Source organism: Actinomadura litoris, from assembly GCF_009733595.1.
Classification (GTDB): Bacteria; Actinomycetota; Actinomycetes; order Streptosporangiales; family Streptosporangiaceae; genus Spirillospora; species Spirillospora litoris.
This window is the reverse complement of sequence record NZ_WOFH01000020.1, coordinates 93,487-112,072: the sequence shown is the minus strand read 5'-3', so window position 1 is coordinate 112,072 and position 18,586 is coordinate 93,487. Positions and strand designations below refer to the sequence as shown.

At 73.3% G+C, this 18,586-nt stretch carries 17 protein-coding genes; 6 read left to right on the top strand and 11 right to left on the bottom strand.

The features are described from left to right. Positions 1 to 187 precede the first annotated feature (187 nt). The 3 genes from GNZ18_RS38230 to GNZ18_RS38220 all read right to left on the bottom strand — a co-directional run bounded on the left by GNZ18_RS38230 (position 188) and on the right by GNZ18_RS38220 (position 4,087). The gene (locus tag GNZ18_RS38230) at positions 188 to 1,192 is read right to left on the bottom strand and encodes a LacI family DNA-binding transcriptional regulator (RefSeq protein WP_214616694.1); all 1,005 of its coding nucleotides are present in this window, start codon (positions 1,190 to 1,192) and stop codon (positions 188 to 190) included. A 699-nt stretch (positions 1,193 to 1,891) separates the two neighbouring features. After that, entirely contained in the window at positions 1,892 to 2,791 is a 900-nt protein-coding gene (locus tag GNZ18_RS38225; RefSeq protein ID WP_156222009.1) for a tetratricopeptide repeat protein, read from the bottom strand. Positions 2,792 to 2,965: 174 nt separating this feature from the next. Next, positions 2,966 to 4,087: an acyltransferase family protein gene (locus tag GNZ18_RS38220; protein WP_173391008.1), complete on the bottom strand. Its 1,122-nt coding sequence runs from the start codon at positions 4,085 to 4,087 to the stop codon at positions 2,966 to 2,968. Between the two features lie 188 nt (positions 4,088 to 4,275). On the opposite strand from GNZ18_RS38220, the gene GNZ18_RS38215 reads away from it, so the two are divergent. Beyond that, the gene (locus GNZ18_RS38215; protein WP_156222005.1) at positions 4,276 to 5,022 is read left to right on the top strand and encodes an SGNH/GDSL hydrolase family protein; all 747 of its coding nucleotides are present in this window, start codon (positions 4,276 to 4,278) and stop codon (positions 5,020 to 5,022) included. Positions 5,023 to 5,043: 21 nt separating this feature from the next. Here the strand turns inward: GNZ18_RS38215 and egtD are convergent, their stop codons facing one another. The 4 genes from egtD to egtA all read right to left on the bottom strand — a co-directional run bounded on the left by egtD (position 5,044) and on the right by egtA (position 9,399). Beyond that, positions 5,044 to 6,000: an L-histidine N(alpha)-methyltransferase gene (gene egtD / locus GNZ18_RS38210; protein WP_214616696.1), complete on the bottom strand. Its 957-nt coding sequence runs from the start codon at positions 5,998 to 6,000 to the stop codon at positions 5,044 to 5,046. Between the two features lie 80 nt (positions 6,001 to 6,080). Beyond that, positions 6,081 to 6,821 (bottom strand): ergothioneine biosynthesis protein EgtC, encoded by a 741-nt coding sequence (gene egtC / locus GNZ18_RS38205; RefSeq protein ID WP_216651573.1) that lies wholly within the window; start codon positions 6,819 to 6,821, stop codon positions 6,081 to 6,083. Continuing rightward, complete coding sequence (egtB, locus tag GNZ18_RS38200) at positions 6,821 to 8,170, bottom strand: ergothioneine biosynthesis protein EgtB (protein ID WP_246251202.1); 1,350 nt, start codon at positions 8,168 to 8,170, stop codon at positions 6,821 to 6,823. Before egtB ends, egtC begins: the two co-directional genes overlap by 1 nt. Beyond that, entirely contained in the window at positions 8,158 to 9,399 is a 1,242-nt protein-coding gene (gene egtA / locus GNZ18_RS38195) for an ergothioneine biosynthesis glutamate--cysteine ligase EgtA (protein WP_312874985.1), read from the bottom strand. Before egtA ends, egtB begins: the two co-directional genes overlap by 13 nt. A 285-nt stretch (positions 9,400 to 9,684) precedes the next feature. On the opposite strand from egtA, the gene GNZ18_RS38190 reads away from it, so the two are divergent. Continuing rightward, positions 9,685 to 10,905, top strand: a complete 1,221-nt coding sequence (locus tag GNZ18_RS38190) for an RNA polymerase sigma factor (RefSeq protein ID WP_156222003.1) — start codon at positions 9,685 to 9,687, stop codon at positions 10,903 to 10,905. Between the two features lie 2 nt (positions 10,906 to 10,907). On the opposite strand, the gene GNZ18_RS38185 is transcribed toward GNZ18_RS38190, so the two are convergent. After that, a complete protein-coding gene (locus GNZ18_RS38185) occupies positions 10,908 to 11,702 on the bottom strand; it encodes an AraC family transcriptional regulator (protein WP_156222001.1) in 795 nt (264 codons plus the stop codon). Positions 11,703 to 11,757: 55 nt separating this feature from the next. Between GNZ18_RS38185 and GNZ18_RS38180 the strand changes: the two genes are divergently transcribed. Continuing rightward, positions 11,758 to 12,324, top strand: coding sequence for a class I SAM-dependent methyltransferase (locus tag GNZ18_RS38180; RefSeq protein WP_156221999.1), 567 nt, complete (start codon positions 11,758 to 11,760; stop codon positions 12,322 to 12,324). An 80-nt stretch (positions 12,325 to 12,404) separates the two neighbouring features. Here the strand turns inward: GNZ18_RS38180 and GNZ18_RS38175 are convergent, their stop codons facing one another. Next, the gene (locus tag GNZ18_RS38175) at positions 12,405 to 14,015 is read right to left on the bottom strand and encodes an MFS transporter (protein WP_156221997.1); all 1,611 of its coding nucleotides are present in this window, start codon (positions 14,013 to 14,015) and stop codon (positions 12,405 to 12,407) included. A 257-nt stretch (positions 14,016 to 14,272) separates the two neighbouring features. Here GNZ18_RS38175 and GNZ18_RS38170 point away from each other — a divergent pair, with 257 nt between their 5' ends. The 3 genes from GNZ18_RS38170 to GNZ18_RS42840 all read left to right on the top strand — a co-directional run bounded on the left by GNZ18_RS38170 (position 14,273) and on the right by GNZ18_RS42840 (position 17,269). Continuing rightward, complete coding sequence (locus tag GNZ18_RS38170) at positions 14,273 to 14,986, top strand: TetR family transcriptional regulator (protein ID WP_156221995.1); 714 nt, start codon at positions 14,273 to 14,275, stop codon at positions 14,984 to 14,986. Between the two features lie 474 nt (positions 14,987 to 15,460). Continuing rightward, positions 15,461 to 16,906 carry a S1 family peptidase gene (locus tag GNZ18_RS38165; protein ID WP_156221993.1) on the top strand — a complete coding sequence of 482 codons (1,446 nt, stop codon included), beginning with the start codon at positions 15,461 to 15,463 and terminating at the stop codon, positions 16,904 to 16,906. A 126-nt stretch (positions 16,907 to 17,032) separates the two neighbouring features. Then, positions 17,033 to 17,269, top strand: coding sequence for a DUF397 domain-containing protein (locus GNZ18_RS42840; protein ID WP_312874984.1), 237 nt, complete (start codon positions 17,033 to 17,035; stop codon positions 17,267 to 17,269). A 72-nt stretch (positions 17,270 to 17,341) separates the two neighbouring features. On the opposite strand, the gene GNZ18_RS38155 is transcribed toward GNZ18_RS42840, so the two are convergent. After that, positions 17,342 to 17,647, bottom strand: coding sequence for a hypothetical protein (locus GNZ18_RS38155; RefSeq protein WP_156221991.1), 306 nt, complete (start codon positions 17,645 to 17,647; stop codon positions 17,342 to 17,344). Beyond that, complete coding sequence (locus GNZ18_RS38150; protein ID WP_156221989.1) at positions 17,644 to 18,531, bottom strand: hypothetical protein; 888 nt, start codon at positions 18,529 to 18,531, stop codon at positions 17,644 to 17,646. The genes GNZ18_RS38155 and GNZ18_RS38150 overlap by 4 nt, the downstream gene beginning before the upstream one ends. Positions 18,532 to 18,586 lie beyond the last annotated feature (55 nt).

Here is an 18,586-nt window from a genome sequence, read left to right as displayed (position 1 = left end):
GAAATCAGGGGAAAGTAGCGTAGCACCGTGGAACACCGCCGAATCGTTATCAACCCCTTCATCCCCGCCCGCTCCCGGCCGACACGGAAGGACGCGGAAGGGCGCATAAAGAAGTGACGATCGCCATACCGCCGCGAGGTCGCGAGAGCGCGGACACGCGAAGGCGCGGCACGGGCCGCGACGTGACCTAATCGACACGGCCGGTCGAGGCCCGCACCCGCAGCGACGGTTCGCGGACGACGCGGCGTTTGCGCGGCTTTCCGTCGATGACGTCGACGACCAGGCGGACGGCGGCGTGCACGATTCCCTCGATGTCCCAGTCGACGCTGGTGAGCGGCGGCGTCAGCAGCGCCGACATCGGGTGGTTGTCATAGCCGCAGACCGCGACGTCGCCGGGGACGTCCAGGCCCAGCTCGCGCGTCGCCGCGTACACGCCGTAGGCGATCGAGTCGGCGAAGCAGAAGACCGCCGAAGGACGGTTCGGGCCGCCGAGCACCCGGATGGCGACGTCGGTGGCCTCGGCGAGCGACTGCGGGACGACCACGACGTCCACGCGCAGGCCGAGCCGCTCGGCCTCGGCGTCGACGTGGACGTCGGCCGGGCGGTCGGGGGTGCTCGCCAGCGTCGAGGTGAACACGGTGAGCCGCTGGTGGCCGAGGTCGCGCAGGTGCTCCAGCGCGAGCGTGACGCCGCGCCGGTTGTCGAACACGACCTCGCCCTGCGCCCGGCCGCCGCGCAGCGCGTCGCCGATGGACACCACCGGGATCGTGTCGGCCAGTTCCGGCCAGAGCGCGGCGGACGGGTCGAGCGGCTGCACGATCAGCCCGTCGACCCGCTGGTCGCGCAGCCGCCGGGCGAGGGCGAGCTCGCGCTCGGGGTCGCCGCCCGCGTCCACGATGAGGGCGTAGCGGTCGCGGGCGAGCAGCGCCCGGCCGATGCCCACCGCCAGGGACTGCTGCCAGTAATCCTCCAGGGAACCGCAGAGCAGGCCAACCTGGCCGGTGCGTCCGCTGGCCAGGGCGCGGGCGATCGGGTGCGCCTCGTAGCCGAGCGCCTCCGCCGCCGCGCGGACCCGCTCCTGGGTCTCCTCCGACGTCTGGATGCCCCGCAGCGCGTAGGACACGGCCGCAGGCGACAACCCCGTCGCCTGCGCCACCTCGCGTATGGTCGCGCGCTTGCGCCTGTCTGGCACGCCTCAACCCTAGATGCCCGCACCGACGAAAACCGCGACCGGAGTTGGCGACCGGTCTGCTGAATCGGTTCACTGAAACGGTTAACTGATGCGGTTCAGGGTGGCCGCGAGCAGGAGAATTCCACGGTGGCCGCCATTTCGGCACGTGACGAAACACACGTCGGCGCCCATATCAGCGGCCCTATCAAGGTGCGCGAACAGCTCTGGTCCGCCTCCCTGATCGGAGCGCTCCGGCGCCGGGACATGCCGCCTTACCCGAAGGGTTGGAAACTCCATCCGGTAGGAGAGCCGCCCTCCGGCGTCACCCGGCACGGGAACCAACAGGCGGGTTCCGAAGCGGCCTCGGCCACCGCGCGGGCGCGTAACTGAGCGGCGGGGCCGACGCCGGAGGCGAGGCCCCGCCGCGAAGATCGCGAAGCGATGCCGCGTCCGCCAAGGCGCGGTCACGCCCCGAGCCGCCAGGCGAGGGGCGTGGGCCGGGACTTCACGAGCACAGCCGCCAGGCGAGGGGCGTGGGCCGGGACTTCATGAACACAGCCGCCAGGCGAGGGGCGTGGGCCGGGTCTTATCAGACAGTCCTCCGGCGGGTCCGACCGGGGGAGGCGGACCCGCCGGAGGCGAGCGGCCGTCCGGCGCCCGCTCACACCGGTCGACCACCCTCACCTCGTTCAGCGCGCCCCCGCGCGAAAACGTCACACCTCAGGTGTCGATCCAGGTGCGCGCCCACTCGCGCAGCTCGGCGAACGCCTCGACGGGGTCGTCGCGGTAGGCGTCCCAGGGGCGCTCGGTGACGCGGTCGCCGATCACCTCGAACTGCTTGGCGGCCCAGCGGACCTCGCCCGCCATCACGAAGGCGAACGCGAACGCGTTGTGGATCGCGGGCCAGCCGGGGCGGGCCTCGTAGGCGGAGCTGCGGATCGAGTCCCCGGCGGCGGCGACCAGGTCGGCGCGGACGGCGTCACCCGACATGTAGGCGCCGCGCCGCGCCGTCGGCAGCGACCGCCAGCGCCCGATGTGGGCCTCGGCGACGAGGACGCCCAGCGGGCTCCCCTTGGGCGCCGTGGACACTGCCTCGTGCGCGAACGCGAGCGCGTCGTCGTGGGCGTCCCGCGCCTGGAGGTAGGCGAGCATCCGGGTGTGCGCGTGCAGGTGCCCCGGGTGGACGCGGACCGCCTCGTCGAACCGCTCCCTCGCCTCCGCCTCGTCGAGATCCCCCGCGATCGCGGCGGCGACGAGTAGAGCCCGGGCGGGGGCGTCCTTCTCGTCGCGGGCGACGACCTCGGCCAGGCACTCCTCGGCCAGCGCCGCGGCGTCGCGGGTGAGCGCGTGCGCGGCGCGGATCGTCAGCGGCAGCGTCGCCTTCGGCTGCGTCCGGCACCACTCGGTGATCCAGTCCTGGACGCCGGGCGCGCCCGCGCAGACGCCGATGTAGAACGACCGGTCGTCGGGGTCCTCGATCCCGGCGAAGAAGCCCCGCACCGCCCTCCAGTCGTGGCGGCGCATGGACTCGCGCAACCGCCGCGCCCCGTCGTCGTCCATACAAGGGTCGACCGCCGACGGCGTGACCATCTCCGACCCGTGCCGGCTGAACGACCGCATCTGTCCCATCCTCGCCCCGAAACCCCCGGGACGGCAGAGCCCGGGTCATCAGAATCAACGATGATGATCGAGGAAGTGTTACCGGGTTCGCCCAGGTACCGGCCCCGGCGTCCCGATCCGGCCACCGCCGCGCCGTTCTTCCGGTGCCGAGATCAGTGCCGGATCAGTGCCGGATCAGTGCCGGATCAGCTCCGCGTCGGCCGGACGCGCCGCCGGTACGGCGGCCGCGCCGGCACCTCCCGGCGCCGCCTCCGCCGCCGGGCGCATCGGCGCCAGCGAGGCGAGCAGCTTCGCCCGCAGCCAGGCCGCGCCGGGCCGCTCGACCAGCCGGTGCACCGCGTAGGCCAGCACCAGCGACGCCGCGGTCACGGCCGCGAGCGCCGCCCACCGGTTCAGCTCGGGGTAGGCCGCGTCCAGCAGCGGCAGCGCGAGCTGCGAGTGGACGAGGTACAGCGGGTAGGTGAGCGCGCCGAGCAGGGTGAGGCCGCTCCAGCGGATCCGGCCGAGCCTCCCGGTCGCGACGAGGATCATCACCGCGAAGATCGCGGTCACGACCACGCCGACCACCGTGTCGTCGGCGCCCTTGAAGGCGGTTCCGGCGCGCCAGGTGCCCCAGTGCAGCGCCAGCAGCCACGACACCGCCACATAGCCCCACAGCAGCAGCGTCGGCCCGAACCGGTGGATCATGAACAGCGCCATGCCCGCGATGAAGTACGGGCTCCACGTCGGCACCAGCATGATCTGGAGCAGCTCGTTGCCCGCCTCGTCCGCGAAGACGCCGCCGAACATCCACGCCGCCATGAAGATCAGGCACGACCGGTAGGTGATGCCGACGGCCGCGAGGATCGCGGCGAGGACGTAGAAGTGCATCTCGACCCAGAGCGTCCAGTACACGGCGTCCACGTTGCGGATGCCGAGCCCGCCCTGGAGCATCGTCATGTTCGGGACGACCAGCCCGGGGACGCCGTTGCCCTCCCGGAACAGCGCGTAGACGACCGCGCCGAGCAGCACGCTCGCCCAGTACGCGGGCATCAGCCTGACCAGCCGCGAGATCCCGAACTCGCCGGGGCCGCGCCCCCACGCGCTCATCAGGATCACGAACCCGCTGATGACGAAGAACAGGTCGACGCCGAGGTAGCCGTACCTGGTGACCCCCGCCAGCTCGGGGAAGACCTCCCGCGCGGGTTCCGGCCACGCCCCGTCGCCGCCGAAGCCGGTGAAGTGGTACAGCACCACCGCCATGGCCGCCAGGAAGCGGAGCAGGTCGAGTTCGCGCAGCCGCGCACGCCGGGTCACCGCGGAACCCTCTCGGTGCCCGGTTGCGGGGGACGAGCCTGCGGGTGAGGACGCGGTAAACGGCGGGTGTAGGAAACGATGAGGTCTCGATCGGCGGCCGCCACGGCGAGTCGGCGCGGACCGGCCCGGCCGCGGTGCGGGGATCAGTAAGATGCGGTGCGATTCCCCGGAACATTTGGTGGTCCTCCATGACATCTCGCCGCGCCCGCCGCGGCGCGGCGATCCTCGCGCTGTGCCTCGGCCTGGGCCTGCCGTCGGTGGCGGGCTGCGGGGGGTCGGCGCACCGCTCCGCCGCGGCGGACGAGCCGTCCAAGCGCCCGGCGCCGCCCGTGGTGATGTTCCTCGGCGACAGCTACACGGTCGGCGAGCGGGGCGCGCTGCCCGAGACGACGTACGCGCCCGCGACCGCGCGGCTGCTGGGCTGGCAGGTCATCGTCGGCGGCCGGGCGGGCACCGGCTTCGTCGCGCACAGCGCGGTCGGCGACGCCTACCTCAACCTGTTCGAGGGCCAGCTCGGCTGGCGGCCCGCGCCCGACCTGCTCATCGTGTCCGGCGGGCACAACGACTGGCGGTTCCCGCCCGCGCAGGTCGCGGCCGCGGCGAACGCGGTGCTGGAGCGCGCCCGCCAGCGCTGGCCGGGCACCCGCGTCGTGCTGATGGGCCCGCTGTGGGGCAGCGCGCCGCCGCCGCAGAAGGCGGTCGACATCCGCGACGCGCTGAAGCCGCTCGCCGCGCGGCTCCAGATCCCGTTCATCGACCCGATCGCCGAGCAGTGGATCACCGGGAACCGGCGGAACGGCACCGGCAACGCCACCCTCTACATCCGCAAGGACGGCACGCACCCGAACCCGGCGGGCCACCGCTACGTGGCGGCCCGCCTGGCCGAGGACATCAAGCGCCTCGGCCTCGCGCACCCCGTACGAGGCCAGGGCTGATCCCGTCTCCTCCCGGGAGGCTCAGTCGAGCGCGGGGCGGGCGAGGACCAGGCAGAAGTCGTCCGCCGCGTCCGTCCAGAACGCGGCGGTCTCCAGCCCGGCCGCGCCGAGTTCGGCCTCCATGCGCTCGCGGCGGAACTTCGAGGAGATCTCGGTGCGCATCTCCTCCCCCTCCGCGAACGACACCGCGAGGTCGAGGCCGGGGACGCTGACGTCCTGGTCGCGGGTCGAGCGCAGCCGCATCTCGATCCACTCCTCGGCCGCGTCCCAGCGCGCGACGTGCTCGAACGCGTCCGGGTCGAAGTCGGCGCCGAGCTCGCGGTTGATGACGCGCAGGACGTTGCGGTTGAAGTCGGCGGTCACGCCCGCCGCGTCGTCGTAGGCGCGGACGAGGCGCCCGGTGTCCTTGACGAGGTCGGCGCCGAGCAGCAGGAAGTCGCCCTCGCCCATGGTGGCGCGCAGGCCGCCGAGGAAGCCGACGCGGGTCGCGGGCGGCATGTTGCCGATCGTGCCGCCGAGGAAGGCGACCAGCCGACGCTCGCCGGTGGGCAGCAGGTGCAGGTGCTGCTCGTAGTCGGCGACGACGGCGTGGACGGTGAGGTCCGGGTGGTCGGCCGCGATCCCGGCGGCGGCCTCTTCGAGGAAGTCCCCGCTCACGTCCACCGGGACGTAGGAGCGGAGCGTGCCGTTCAGCGCGTCCAGCAGCACGCGGGTCTTCTCGCCGGAGCCCGCGCCGAGTTCGAGCAGCGTGCGGGCGCCGGTGGCGGCGGCGATGTCGGGCGCGCGGGTGACCAGGATCTCCCGCTCGCGCCGGGTCGGGTAGTACTCCTCCAGTTTCGTGATCTCCTCGAAGAGCGCGCTGCCGCGCTCGTCGTAGAACCACTTGGACGGCAGTGTCTTGGGGGTGCCGGCGAGCCCCTCCCTGACGTCCAGGCGGAGCGTCTTGGCGAGGTCGTCGGCGGTCAGGAACCTGTCCACGTGGTTCTCCTTCGGAAGGACCCGGCCCGGAGCTGGCCCGGGCTGGGAGCGGCACGGCTTGAACGTGTCGGAACGGGGAATCAGAGCGGGTCGACGCGGACGCCGGACGCGAGCCCGGCGGTGACGAGCGACCGGTCGGGGACGGGCCGCCAGGCGGGATCGCCGTCCAGCGGCTCGGAGGCGAGCTGGATCTCCTCCTCCCCCTCGCGGACGAACAGCGAGTCGCCCCAGGTGGTGGCGGCGAGGGACGTGCCGTCCGAGGCGAGCAGGTTGTAGCGGCCGTGGGCGAGCGCGGCGACGGCCTCGACGGCGCCGGCGAGGCCCGCGCCGAGCGGCGCGCCCTCCCGCCACAGCCGCGCGGCCAGCGCGAACAGCGGCGCGGAGTCGAGCGGCGCGCGGGCGTCGGGGACCTCCGCGATGTCCCCCGCCAGCTCGCGGAGCTTGCCCTCCACCCCCGCGTAGCCCTCGATCTTGCCGTTGTGGCTGAACAGCCGGGTCCCGGCGCGGAGCGGCTGGGCGCACGACTCGTCCACGGGGAACCCGGTGGTCGCCGACCGGACCGCCGCGACCGCGCACGGCGTGCGGACGGCGCCGGCGATCTCGCGGAAGGAGGCGTCGGTCCAGATCGGCTGCGCGCGCCGGAACCGGACGGGCGCCGCGTCGCCCGGCCCGTACCAGCCGATGCCGTACCCGTCGGCGTTGAGCAGGTTGCCCTGCGTCATGCGCGGCGCGTACGCCTGGTGCTCCAGCGAGTGCTCGCCGTCGTAGACGAGCGAGTGCAGGGTCCGGCCGGGACCCAGGTATCCGAGGTGGCGGCACATCAGGCGGCCTCCCCTGCCGAGCGCGCGCAGCGGAACCCGGAGAAGATCTGGCGCCTGATCGGGTAGTCCCAGTTGCGGAACGATCCGCGGACCGCGAGCGGGTGCGTCGCCCACGAGCCGCCCCGCAGCACCTTGTACTCGGGGCCGAAGAACACCTCGGAGTACTCCTTGTAGGGGAAGGAGCGGAAGCCGGGGTAGCCGTGGAAGTCCGACGACGTCCACTCCCACACGTCGCCGATGAGCCTCCGCACGCCGTAGGCCGACGCGCCGGACGCGTAGTCCCCCGCCTCGGACGGGCGCAGCGAGCGCTGCCCGAGGTTCGCGCGGCCCTCCTCGTAGACCTCGCCCCAGGGGTAGCGGCGCGAGTGCTGGACGGCGGGGTCCCAGCGGGCGGCCTTCTCCCACTCGGCCTCGGTCGGCAGGCGCTTCCCCGCCCAGCGGGCGTAGGCGTCCGCCTCGTACCAGCACACGTGCTGGACGGCCTCGCCCGGCGGCACCGGCTCCGTCCGCCCGAACCGGCGCCGCAGCCACCGGCCGTCCTCGCGCGTCCAGAAGGCGGGGGCCCGCTTCCCGGACGAGTTGCGCCACTCCCACCCCGCCGGGGTCCACCAGCGCGGCTCGTCGTACCCGCCCGCCTCGATGAACGCGGTGTAGGCGGCGTTGGTCACGGGCTCGACGTCGATGTAGTACGCGGGGACGTCCACCAGGTGCACCGGGCGCTCGTTGTCGTAGGCCCAGGGGTCGTCGGACGTGCCCATCTGGAACGGGCCCGCCTCGATGAGCACCTCGTCCGCGCCGGAGGGACGGCTCGCGACGGGCTCGGGCGGCGGGTCGAGCAGGGCGGGCGCGCCCTTGCGGAGCTGGTGGGTGGCCAGCATCGTCTCGTCGTGCATGTGCTCGTGCTGGACGACCATCCCGTACACGAACCCGCCGGACGTGAGCGGGTTCCCCGGGTCGAACCGGACGGACGACAGCGAGTCGAGCACCTTGGCGCGGACGGTGGCGATGTAGGACCGCGCCTCGTCCGGCGGCAGCAGCGGCAGGGACGGGCGCTCCGCGCGCGGGTGCTCGAAGGCGTCGTACAGCCCGTCGATCTCCGGGCGCATCGGCTCGATCCCGGCCGCCCCGCGCAGCAGCCACAGCTCCTCGTAGTTGCCGATGTGGGCGAGGTCCCACACGAACGGCGACATCAGCGGCGAGACCTGCGCGGTGAGGTCGGCGTCGGCGAGGGCGTCGGTGGTCAGGCCGAAGCTGCGGTTCCGGGCGGCGCCGAGCTCGCCGGCGATCAGCTCCTTCAGCGCCTCCTCGTCGTACTCGGCGGTCGAGCCCGGGGGGCTCATCGGTGCCATGTCTGATCCTCCAGGGACGGGAAGGCGGTCGGGGTCGGGGCCTGGGGCGGTGCGGCCGGCTCGTCGTCGGCGGGGCTGCGCCCCCGCTCGACGTAGCGCTCGGCGTACTCCGCCACCAGCGGGACGAGGCCGGATCCGCCGAGCCGGGGCAGCGCGTCCAGCGCCGCGCGGAAGCAGGCCCGCGCGGCGTCGGCGAGCGCTGCGTCGGCGAGGGCGCAGCGCGCGGCCCGCTCCCACCGGCCCGCGACCGGTTCGGTCGCGGCCTCGGCGGCGCGGGCGGCGGCCGGGTCGTCCAGCAGCGCGGCGGCGACGGCGACCGGCACCGGCCAGTACCGCTCGGGCAGCGCGTCGATCATCCGCAGCTCCAGCCAGCCGCGCGGGCGGACGGGCGGGAACAGCGTGGACAGGTGGTACTCCAGGTCCTCGGCGCACGGCTCGCCCTCGGCCAGCCACTCGCCGAACGACAGTCCGGGCGCGGACACCCACTCGCCCTTCGCGGTGTGGACGAGCATGACCCGCGCGTCGAGCGCGTACCGCGTCCACGCCTCGGCGGGGTCGGCGTCCGCGCCGTCGCGCAGGACGGGCCGGGTGCGGCACGGGTCGAGCCGCGTCCAGATGCCCTGCCGGGACGAGCGGAACCCGGTGCGGCGGCCGGCGTGCCGCGGCGAGTTCGCGAACGCGGCGACGAGCACCGGGCCGAGCGCGTGCGCGAGCCGCCAGCGCCGGGCCGCGTCGGCGGCGTCGGCGCCGATGTCCAGGCACACCTGGACGGACGCGGTCGAGCACATCATCGCGAGGCCCACGTCCGCGAACCCGCCCGAGTCGAAGTAGTCGCGCATGCACTGGTAGCGCGGATGGTCGGCCTGGAAGCGCGGGCGCCTGACCGGGTCGACGCCGTGCCCGGCGAGCGTGAGGCCCGCGGGCTCCAGCGCGTCCCGGATGTGCGCGATGTCGCGGGTGAGCGCCGCGTGCAGTGGGGCGAGGCCGGGGAAGGGCGCCGAGCTGAGCTCCAGCTGGCCGCCGGGCTCGTAGGTGACGCTGCTCCCGCCGCCCGGCGCGCCCGCCGCCGAGACCAGCTCGCGCACCCGGGGGGCGGGGACGTGCGCGGCCGGATCGGCGGCGTCGACGACGAACCACTCGGTCTCGGCGCCGACCGTCCCGGGCGGGCCCGTCTTGAAACAGACACCGCGAATGTACTGGTAGACGTCGTCCACGGTCAGCCGGGTCACCCGGTCCCCCTCCGAAATTCGATAACGGGTTCGAATCCTTCCCTGCTGAACCGCATCAGGTATCCGGTGATTTTCGGGAACTTCCTTAAATCTCCATGAACGTCACTCTCCGCCGACCTCCCCGATACCTTGCGTGCCTTCCGGGCGGGCCCGTTCGCGTCGCGTTCCGTCCCTGGTTTCTCACGCGTCGGCAGGAGCCGCTAGAGTCCCGATACCCGCCGGTTTGTCCCTGTTGCTCCGACGTCGTGACAACCGGCACCGGCAGAGCCCCCACCGGGAGGTCACATGCGCGGGGACCTGGGTTCCCTCTACGACGCGCACGCCGCCCGCCTCTACGCCTACTGCTGGTCGCTGGTCGGCGACGAGCGGGCGGCGGCAGCGGTCCGCGACACCTTCGTCGCGGCGGTGCACCAGCCGCCGCGCGGCGACACCGTCCTCTGGCTGTACTCGCTCGCGCGCACCACGTGCACCGGCCCCGGCGCCGTGCCCGCCGGACGGGCCGCGCCCCTGTTCAGCGGGTCCGACCCGCTGTTGCGGGCCGCCGCCGGGCTGCGCTCGGACCACCGCGAGGTGCTGCTGCTGTGGGCGGGCGAGTGGCTCGAACCGCACGACATCGCGCGCGTGCTCGGCATCGCGCCCGACACGCTCGCGCAGCTGCTGGACGTCGCGCGGGCGCGGCTGGAGCGCGCCGTCCTCGACACGCTCATGCGCGGGACGGCCTACCTCGACCTCATCACCGCGTTCGAGAAGGGCAGGCTGCCGCGGCTGCTCGCGGGGCGCGCACCCGAACGGGCCCCGGCGTGGCTGCGCGAGCAGGTCCTCGCCGCGTGCGAGGACGAGGCCGTCCGCGCGCTGCCGACCGTCGCCGCGCCCACGCCGCTGGTCGTCATCGCCCCGGGCCGGACGGAGCGACCGCCGCGGCGCCGCGGCGTCTCCAGGGGCGCGGGCGCCGTCGCGGGCCTGGCGGCCTCGGCGGCCGCCGTCGTCGGGCTGCTGGCGTCCTGGCCGTCGGCGAAGGGCGGCGACGCCGCGTCGCTGGTGCCGACCTCCAGCACCGGGCACACCGAGCCCGCCTCCACCCTGACCGGTGACGGGCGGGGGCACCCGCCGGGCGTCACCGGCTCCGAGCGCGGCACGCACACCCCGGTCACGACCGCCTACGGCGACCCGCCGCGTCCCGTGGAGGCGGGCCCGGGAGGCGGCACCTCGCCGGGCTCTCCGGGTTCGCCTGGGGCCCACCGGGCGCCCAGCCGTTCGGCGCCCGCGCCGAGGGCCTCCCACGATCCGTCCACGGCGGCGCCGTCGAAGCCGGGCACCCCTCCGGCCACGCCGCCGAAGCCGCCGACCACTCCCCCGGGCGGCTCCCCGGACCCCACGACCCCGCCGGGCGGCGGCACGGACCCGACCACGCCGCCGCAGACCCCGACCGACCCGCCCGGCGAGGACCCGGGCACGCCCGGCCCGAGCCCCACGTCCAACCCGGCCCCGAGCCCCGGCCAGGGCTGAGGTCACCCCGCCGTGAAGTACCGGGCCGGCGACACCCCGAACGCGCGGCGGAAGACCGCGACGAACGCGCTCGGCGTCCCGTAGCCGACCCGTCCGGCGACGGCGGCCACCGGCAGGCCCTCGGCGAGCAGCCGCAGCGCCGCGCGCAGCCGCGCCTGCGTCCGCCACCGCCCGAAGCTCATCCCGGTCTCGGCGAGGAACAGGCGCGCCAGCGTGCGGCCGCTGGCCCCGGCGGCGCGCCCCCACGCGTCGAGCGTCCGGCCGTCGGAGGGGTCGGCCAGCAGCGCCTCGGCGACGCGCCTGGCCCGCCCGTCGGACGGCAGCGGCAGCAGCACCGGCCCGGCGTCCACCGGCTCGACCAGGTCGCAGAGCACGGCCTCCGCGCGGACCCGGGCGTCCCCGGACGCGCGGGACCCGGCCAGATGCACGATCAGCTCGCGCAGCAGCGGCGGGACGTGCACGACCGTCGGCGCGCTCCAGCGCACCGGGCAGGCGTCCGGCCGCAGGTAGGGGCTGCGCATGACCGACGACCGGTGCGCGGCCGTCGCGTGCGGCACCCCCGCCGGGATCCACAGCGCGCGGACGGGCGGGAGCACCCACAGACCCTCGCCCGTCTCGACGGTCAGCACCCCCTCGGCCGCCCAGGCGAGCTGGTGCCAGGGATGGGTGTGCGTGCCGAACCGCCACCGCGACGGCATCGCGAAGCTCCCGACCATGAGCGAGGCGTCGGACGTGCTCGGGAAGCGCGGGCCGGCGTCCCGGCCGGGCGCGGCGGCCGCCTGTCCGGATCGCGACATCATCCGTCCTGCCACCTCGTTCCCGGCACGGGGACCCCGATCCTAGTGTCCTGCCATGCCGATGAATCGCTTCCATCAGTGGTGCTGCCGGTCCGCCTCCTGGGCGCGGAAGGTCGAGCGCGACCTGCTGCCCTGGGCCCTCGACGGCGTCGACCTCGGACCGGACGTGCTGGAGATCGGCCCGGGGTACGGGGCCACGACGCGGGTGCTGCGGCGGCGCGTCCCCGGCCTGACCGCGCTGGAGATCGACCCCGTCCTCGCGGGACGGCTGCGCGGACTGGCCGGGTCCTCGGCCCGGATCGTCGACGGCGACGGAACCGCGATGCCGTTCGAGGAGGCGGGGTTCAGCGGGGCGGTCTGCTTCACGATGCTGCACCACGTCCCGTCCCCGCGGGAGCAGGATCGGCTGTTCGCCGAGGCGTGCCGGGTGCTGCGCCCCGGCGGCGTGTTCGCCGGGAGCGACGGCCTGGACGGCCGCGTGTTCCGCCTCATCCACCTCTTCGACACCTGTGTGATCGTCGACCCGGACACGCTGCCCGGCCGCCTGGAGGCGGCCGGGTTCACCGATGTGGCGATCGGGCTCGGCACGGGCTCGTTCCGCTTCTCCGCCCGCAAGCCCTGACCCTCACGGCGGCGGGCTCCGGGCCCGTCCCCCCTCTGGAGCGCGGGCCCGGAGCCCGCGCTCCGGGGGTCATGCGGGGCTCAGGCGACGGCGGCGCCCTCGACCGGGGACGCGCCGCGCCGGACCAGCAGCGCCGCGAGGATCGCGACCAGCGCGACGAACCCGGCGACGGTCAGCGACGTCTGGAAGCCGTCCATGAACGCGAGGTGGCTCCCGTCGGTGATGGCCTGGGCCGCCGGTGCCGGGGTGCCGGGCGGGACGGGCGCGACGCCCTGCGAGACCAGGCCCTCCTGCCCCGACAGCCGCTGCGCGGCGGCGCCGGGCACGCCCGCGCCCGTCAGCCGCTCGACCAGCACGTCCCCGACCTTGGTCGACATCAGCACACCGAGGACGGACGTGCCGAGCACGCCGCCGACCTGCGACGCGGTCTGCTGGAGCCCGCCCGCGACGCCCGCGAGGTGCGCGGGCGCGTTGCCGACGATCGCCTCGGTGCCCGCGACGATCACCATGCCGAACGCCAGGCCCACGAGCACGAACCACGGCCAGAGCTGGACGTAGGGCGCGTCCACCCCGATGCGCGAGAGGCCGAACATCGCGGCGGCGGTGAAGCCCATGCCGAGCGCGAGCGGCAGCCGCGGCCCGAACCGGTTGGTCAGCACGCCCGCGATCGGCGAGGCGACGATGAAGATCCCGGTCATCGGCAGCATCCGGACGCCCGCGTCCACCGGGCTCATCCCGTGCACCTGCTGGAGGTACAGGGTGATGAAGAAGATCGTCCCGAACATCCCGAAGAAGCCGAGGACGATCAGCCCGGTCGCGGCCGACAGCGACACCGACCGGAACAGCCCGAGCGGCAGCAGCGGCCGCTCGACCCGCAGCTCGTTCCACACGAACGCGGCGAACAGCACGACCGAGGCGGCGAAGGACACCAGCGGGACCGCGTCCCCGAACCCGTGCTCACCGGCCTTGATCAGGCCCCAGACCAGCGCGAACAGCGCGCCGGTCAGCAACGCGACGCCGGGCAGGTCGAACGAGCCCGCCGACTCCTCGTCCTTGGACTCGCGGATCACCCACAGCCCCATGGCCAGCGCGATCACGCCGAGCGGCGCGTTCAGGAAGAAGACCGACTCCCAGTTGACGTTCTCGACCAGCAGCCCGGCGACGATCGGGCCCCCGGCGATCGAGATGCCGACCGTGGAGCCCCAGACGCCGATGGCCGCGTTGAGCTTGTCGGCGGGGAAGGTGTTGCGCAGGATGGCGAGGCTGGCGGGCTGCAGGAGCGCCCCCGCGAACCCCTGCACGACCCGCCAGAAGATGACCATGCCGAGGCCGCCGGACAGCCCGATCAGCAGTGAGGAGACGGCGAAGCCGACCACCCCGGCGAGGAACGTGCGCTTGCGCCCGAACCGGTCGGCGATCTTCCCGGCGGGGATCAGCGTCACCGCCAGGGCGAGCAGGTAGGCGTTGGTGACCCACTGGAGGCCGGACAGGCTGGCCCCGAGGTCCTTGGCGATCGCGGGGTTGGCGATGGACACCACGGTGGCGTCCAGCCCGACCATCATCACGCCGAGCGCCACGGCGACGAGCGTGAGCCAGGGATGCCCGTGCCCGGCCCTCGCCCGCCGTTCGGGCGGAGCGGCGGATCTGGGGGCGCCCGGGTGGAGCACCTCGGCGCCCTGTGACTGAGTCATCTTCGGCCTCCATGCGAATATTTACTGGTCATGCGTGGTTTCAGGGATGTCGGCAAGCTGTGCGGCGCTCGCGGGCGGTGCCGCTCGGGCGGTGCGGGCCCGCTCGGGCGAGGGCCCGTGAACCCCGCGACGTAAAACTGTCATAGAGCGACACTTGTCGTCAAATGCCCGTCGTCTCAGCACGACATGATTCATATCACGACAAGCGTCAGCCCCTGCCGCTTGGCTGCACGTTCCCCGCTGGTTACACTTCGCCCATGACCGCGACCGCCCCCGAAGCCCGTTCCGAGGGTCCGGACCCCCAGCCCCCGGGCAGGCGCGAACGCAAGAAGCGGCTCACCCGGGAGGCGCTCGTCAACGCCGCGTTCACGCTCTTCGCCGAGAAGGGGTTCGACGCGACCACCGTCGAGGAGATCGCCGACGCGGTGGACGTCTCGTCCCGGACGTTCTTCCGCTACTTCGCCTCCAAGGAGGACGTCGCCCTGACGTTCCAGGAGGAGCAGACCCGCGCCATCATGGCGATGCTGGCCAGCCGTCCGGCCGAGGAACCGATCATGACCGCGCTGCGCAACACGGTGGTCGAGGTCGCGCGCGCCTGCGAGCGCGGCGAACTGGGGTTCGACCCCGAGCGGTTCAGCTGCCTGCTGACGATGATGGCCGAGAGCCCCACGCTGATGGCGGGCAGCCTGGAGCACGCGCAGAAGAAGCAGCTGCTGCTGACCCAGATCATCAGCGAGCGGATGCGGTCCGACCCCGAGACCGACCTGCGCCCGCACGTCATCGCCGCCGCCGCGACCTGCGGTTTCCAGGCGGCGGCCGACGTCGCGCGCCGGCACCCCGGCGCGTTCGGCTCGCTCTCGGAGATCGTCGACCAGGCGTTCGGGATCCTGGAGGGCGACCTCAACCGCCCCGCGGAACCGTCCCTCTGCCTCGGCCGCGCCGGCGAGAGCGCCTGCGGAGGCGCCGGCTAGCGCCCGGCCGTACCCCTGGGCGTGACCGCGCCCCGGCGGGCGGCACCTCGCTTCGCGGTCTTCCCGGTGGGGCCCGCCTCAGGCATCACCCCACCGGTCGGCGCCGCCGTCCACGCGTCCTAGGTGCGCGCCTTCACCGCGTGAATGCGCGCCTTACCCAGCTGACCCCGGTCGGGGCCGACGGAGAATATGCCGTCCAGCTCATGCCACCATCCCTGACGAAAGTCCACGGCCGCGCCCGCCGCGCGAGTTCGCGCCGCGGAACGAGGTGATCGTAGAGGATCGCGGCCCGGACGTCACCAGGTGGCGGACCGGACCACCCCCTGCCCCGCCGCGCCGCCCGGCGTTCGACCACAACGCAATCAACAGTGAAAAAACACTTCAATGCGATGAATTGTGGCCCTTTACGGATTCGCCCTACAGTCCGGGCAGGGCGCCCCTTTCTCTCCCCACCCCCACCACCTGGAGAGTGACATGTCCCGCAAACACCGTGTGCTGGGCATCGCGGTGGCGGCCGGACTCGTCGCGGCGCTGGCGACCCCAGCGCACGCGCAGGAACCGGCCTCCCCCGCCCCCCGTCCCCCCGCCGGCGCCGCGCCGCTCGCCCCGGCGCACTCCGGCGACCGTGCCGCCCACGTCCAGAAGCGGCTCCGGCTCGCCCTCGGCAAGAGGTTCGGCGGCGCCTGGGTCGCCCCGGGCTCGAAGGTCGTCGTCGCGACCACCGACGCCTCCGCCGCCAAGGCGATCGAGGCAGCCGGCGCCCAACCCAAGATCGTCAAGTTCGGCGCGGCCGCGCTGGACTCCGTCCAGACGAAGCTGAACCGGCACGCCGCGTCGGCCGCCAAGTCCGTGACCTCGTGGTACGTCGACAACCAGAGCAACCGGGTCGTCGTCGCCACCTCCTCCCCCGCAGCCGCGCAGAGGTTCGTCGCCGCGAGCGGCGTGGACGCGGGGGCCGTGCGGATCGTCCGCTCCACCGCCAGGCCCCACCTCGTGTACGACATCGTCGGCGGCGAGCGCTACTGGACGACCCAGTACGGCTGCTCCGTCGCCTTCGCCGTGACCGGCGGCTTCATCTCCGCGGGCCACTGCGGCGGCGTGGGCGAGGCCACCAAGGGCTCCAACCAGGTCGCCCAGGGGACCTTCGGAGGCTCCTCCTTCCCCGGTGACGACTACTCCTGGATCGACACCAACAGCCAGTGGACGCCGACGCCCAAGGTCACCAAGTGGAACGGCTCGTACGAGAGCGTCCTCGGCGCGACCGAGTCCCCCGTCGGCGCCCGCGCCTGCCGCTCCGGCGGCACCACGAACTCGCGGCTGTGGTGCGGCCCGATCCAGGCCCGCAACGTCACCGTCAACTACCAGGAGGGCTCGGTCAGCGGGCTCATCCAGGCCAACATCTGCGCCGACCCCGGTGACTCCGGCGGCGCGCTGATCTCCGAGACCGGCGGCCAGGCGCAGGGCATCACCTCCGGCACCTCGGGCTCCTGCAACAACGGCCAGGACTCCCAGGACACCACCTACTTCCAGCCGGTCAACGAGGTCCTGCAGATCCTCGCCCGCGACGGCCGCCAACTCGTCACCGAGGGCGGCGGCCCCGGCAACCCCGGCCCCTGCGACGGCTACCAGACCAAGGCCGAGGCGTCCGTGACCGCCGGCGCCAGCAACTACCAGCCGAGCGGCGACTACACGACCACCGCGTCCGGCGCGCACACCGCCTGCCTGGACGGCCCCGACGGCGTCGACTTCGACCTCTACCTCCAGAAGCTGAACGGAGGCACCTGGACCAACGTCGCCGCCTCCACCAGCCCCGACCCCGACGAGCGCGTCAGCTACGACGGCGGCCCCGGCACCTACCGGTACCGCGTGCACGCCTACAACGGCTCCGGCGACTTCACGCTGGGCTTCAACAAGCCCTGACCACCCCCTGATCGTCCCCGGTCGTCCCTCCCCACACCGGACGGCCGGGGACTGCTTTTCCTGTGGCGGCGCCCCGGCCCCCACTAGCCTTGGACGCGACAGAGCCGGGACGAGGAAGGTGCGCCAGTGACCGAGCAGGAACCGATCCTCAGCGACGGGGTCATCATCGAGTTCGTCGATGGCAAGGACGTACCCGTCCAGCACAAGGACTTCGGTGAGAGGGCCGTCGTCATGCGCGACGCGAAGAACCCCGAGGGGCCGATCCTCTACTTCACCGAGGCCGAGTGGGACGCCTTCATCGCGGGCGTCAAGGACGGCGAGTTCGACGACCTCCTGGAGGAGGAACCGGCCGAGGACGCCTGACCGCCCCCACCCCCAAGCCCACCCGAAAAGGCGCCCCGGAACCCCGGGGCGCCTTTTCAGGTCCTCAACGCGTCAGGTCCTCGACGCGTCAGGTCGTCTGAGCGACGACGGTGAGCCGAAGTATCCGTCCGTCGACTCGCACATCGTGGCGCTGACCAGCCACCCCGACAGTGTCCCGATGTCGCGGCAGGCCATGATCCGCTCATGGGCCTCCTCCGACACCGCCAGCCCGCGTGCGGCGAGAACCACCAGGATCGCCCTGGCCGTGCCTTCCGCCCGGCCGCGGGCCTCGCCCTCCGCGCGGCCCCGGGCCTCGCCCTCGGCCGCGTGGCGGAGGAAGGGTTCGCTCTTGAACTTGTACCCGGTCGCCGAGCTCACTGGAAGAGCCTCTCCACCGAGTCGACCGCCAGGGCGCGGGTCAGCCAGCCGTCCAGCGCGTCGAGGTCCTGGCAGGACATGATCCGCTCCCGGGCCTCGTCCGGCACCGCCAGACCCCGTGCGGAGAGGATCGACAGCACCGCCTCGGCCTTGCCTTCGGCTTTTCCCTCCGCTTTGCCTTTGGCCTCGTGGCGCAGGAAGGGTTCGCTGGTGAATTTGTACTCGTCGGTACCGGTGTTCACAAGTTCCTCCAGAACCTTGCGGGCGGCCTTTGGGAGCACACCGAGCACCATGTCAGTGTACATCTGGGCGTTTTCGTGCCCGGCGTTGTCGATCGTGGCGAGAGCCGCGTGAGTGATCTCCAGGGACTCCTCCGTGGGGGGTGTGACGTTGGCGAGGGCGGCGATGACCGTGAGTTCGGGCATGCGCGCGGCCTCGCTCGTGGTGGTGATGAGCGGGCCGGTGCCGGGGCCGATCACCAGGGGGGTGAGGGCGAAGCCGGGGTGGCCGATGGCGATCGGTTTGCGCGCCCAGTCGGCGACCTTGGGCGAGGCGCACAGGACCACCAGGTAGCAGGGGCACTGGGACCTGGCGTAGAGGGCGGTCAGGTAGACGGGCCAGCTCCGGTACTTCTTCGGGTCGACGGCGCGCTGGGTCTCCGCGATGACGTTGAGCGAGGGCTTCGCGGCGCCAGCCTCGCGGATCTCGACGACGTTGTCGGCGCGGTAGGCGGTGGGGGCGAGCTGGCTGAAGTCCTCCGAGGCCGTCCGGACGACCAGGTCGTCGGACATCTCGATGTCGAAGGCGACCCGCATGAGCTGCGGTATGACCTGCGGATTGTCGCGGATGACTTGGATGGGGGATTCGTGTTCGGCAGTGGGCATGCACGGAACGTTACTGTGCGATCACTATTGGATAGTGGCACTATTGAATGACCGT

What these genes read in the sequence shown, in the direction of transcription:
- GNZ18_RS38225 (WP_156222009.1), bottom strand. Translation starts at nt 2,791, where the DNA reads ATGCGGTCGTTCAGCCGGCACGGGTCGGAGATGGTCACGCCGTCGGCG.
- GNZ18_RS38215 (WP_156222005.1), top strand. Translation starts at nt 4,276, where the DNA reads ATGACATCTCGCCGCGCCCGCCGCGGCGCGGCGATCCTCGCGCTGTGC.
- egtC (WP_216651573.1), bottom strand. Translation starts at nt 6,821, where the DNA reads ATGTGCCGCCACCTCGGATACCTGGGTCCCGGCCGGACCCTGCACTCG.
- egtB (WP_246251202.1), bottom strand. Translation starts at nt 8,170, where the DNA reads ATGGCACCGATGAGCCCCCCGGGCTCGACCGCCGAGTACGACGAGGAG.
- GNZ18_RS38190 (WP_156222003.1), top strand. Translation starts at nt 9,685, where the DNA reads ATGCGCGGGGACCTGGGTTCCCTCTACGACGCGCACGCCGCCCGCCTC.
- GNZ18_RS38185 (WP_156222001.1), bottom strand. Translation starts at nt 11,702, where the DNA reads ATGTCGCGATCCGGACAGGCGGCCGCCGCGCCCGGCCGGGACGCCGGC.
- GNZ18_RS38180 (WP_156221999.1), top strand. Translation starts at nt 11,758, where the DNA reads ATGCCGATGAATCGCTTCCATCAGTGGTGCTGCCGGTCCGCCTCCTGG.
- GNZ18_RS38175 (WP_156221997.1), bottom strand. Translation starts at nt 14,015, where the DNA reads ATGACTCAGTCACAGGGCGCCGAGGTGCTCCACCCGGGCGCCCCCAGA.
- GNZ18_RS38170 (WP_156221995.1), top strand. Translation starts at nt 14,273, where the DNA reads ATGACCGCGACCGCCCCCGAAGCCCGTTCCGAGGGTCCGGACCCCCAG.
- GNZ18_RS38165 (WP_156221993.1), top strand. Translation starts at nt 15,461, where the DNA reads ATGTCCCGCAAACACCGTGTGCTGGGCATCGCGGTGGCGGCCGGACTC.
- GNZ18_RS38150 (WP_156221989.1), bottom strand. Translation starts at nt 18,531, where the DNA reads ATGCCCACTGCCGAACACGAATCCCCCATCCAAGTCATCCGCGACAAT.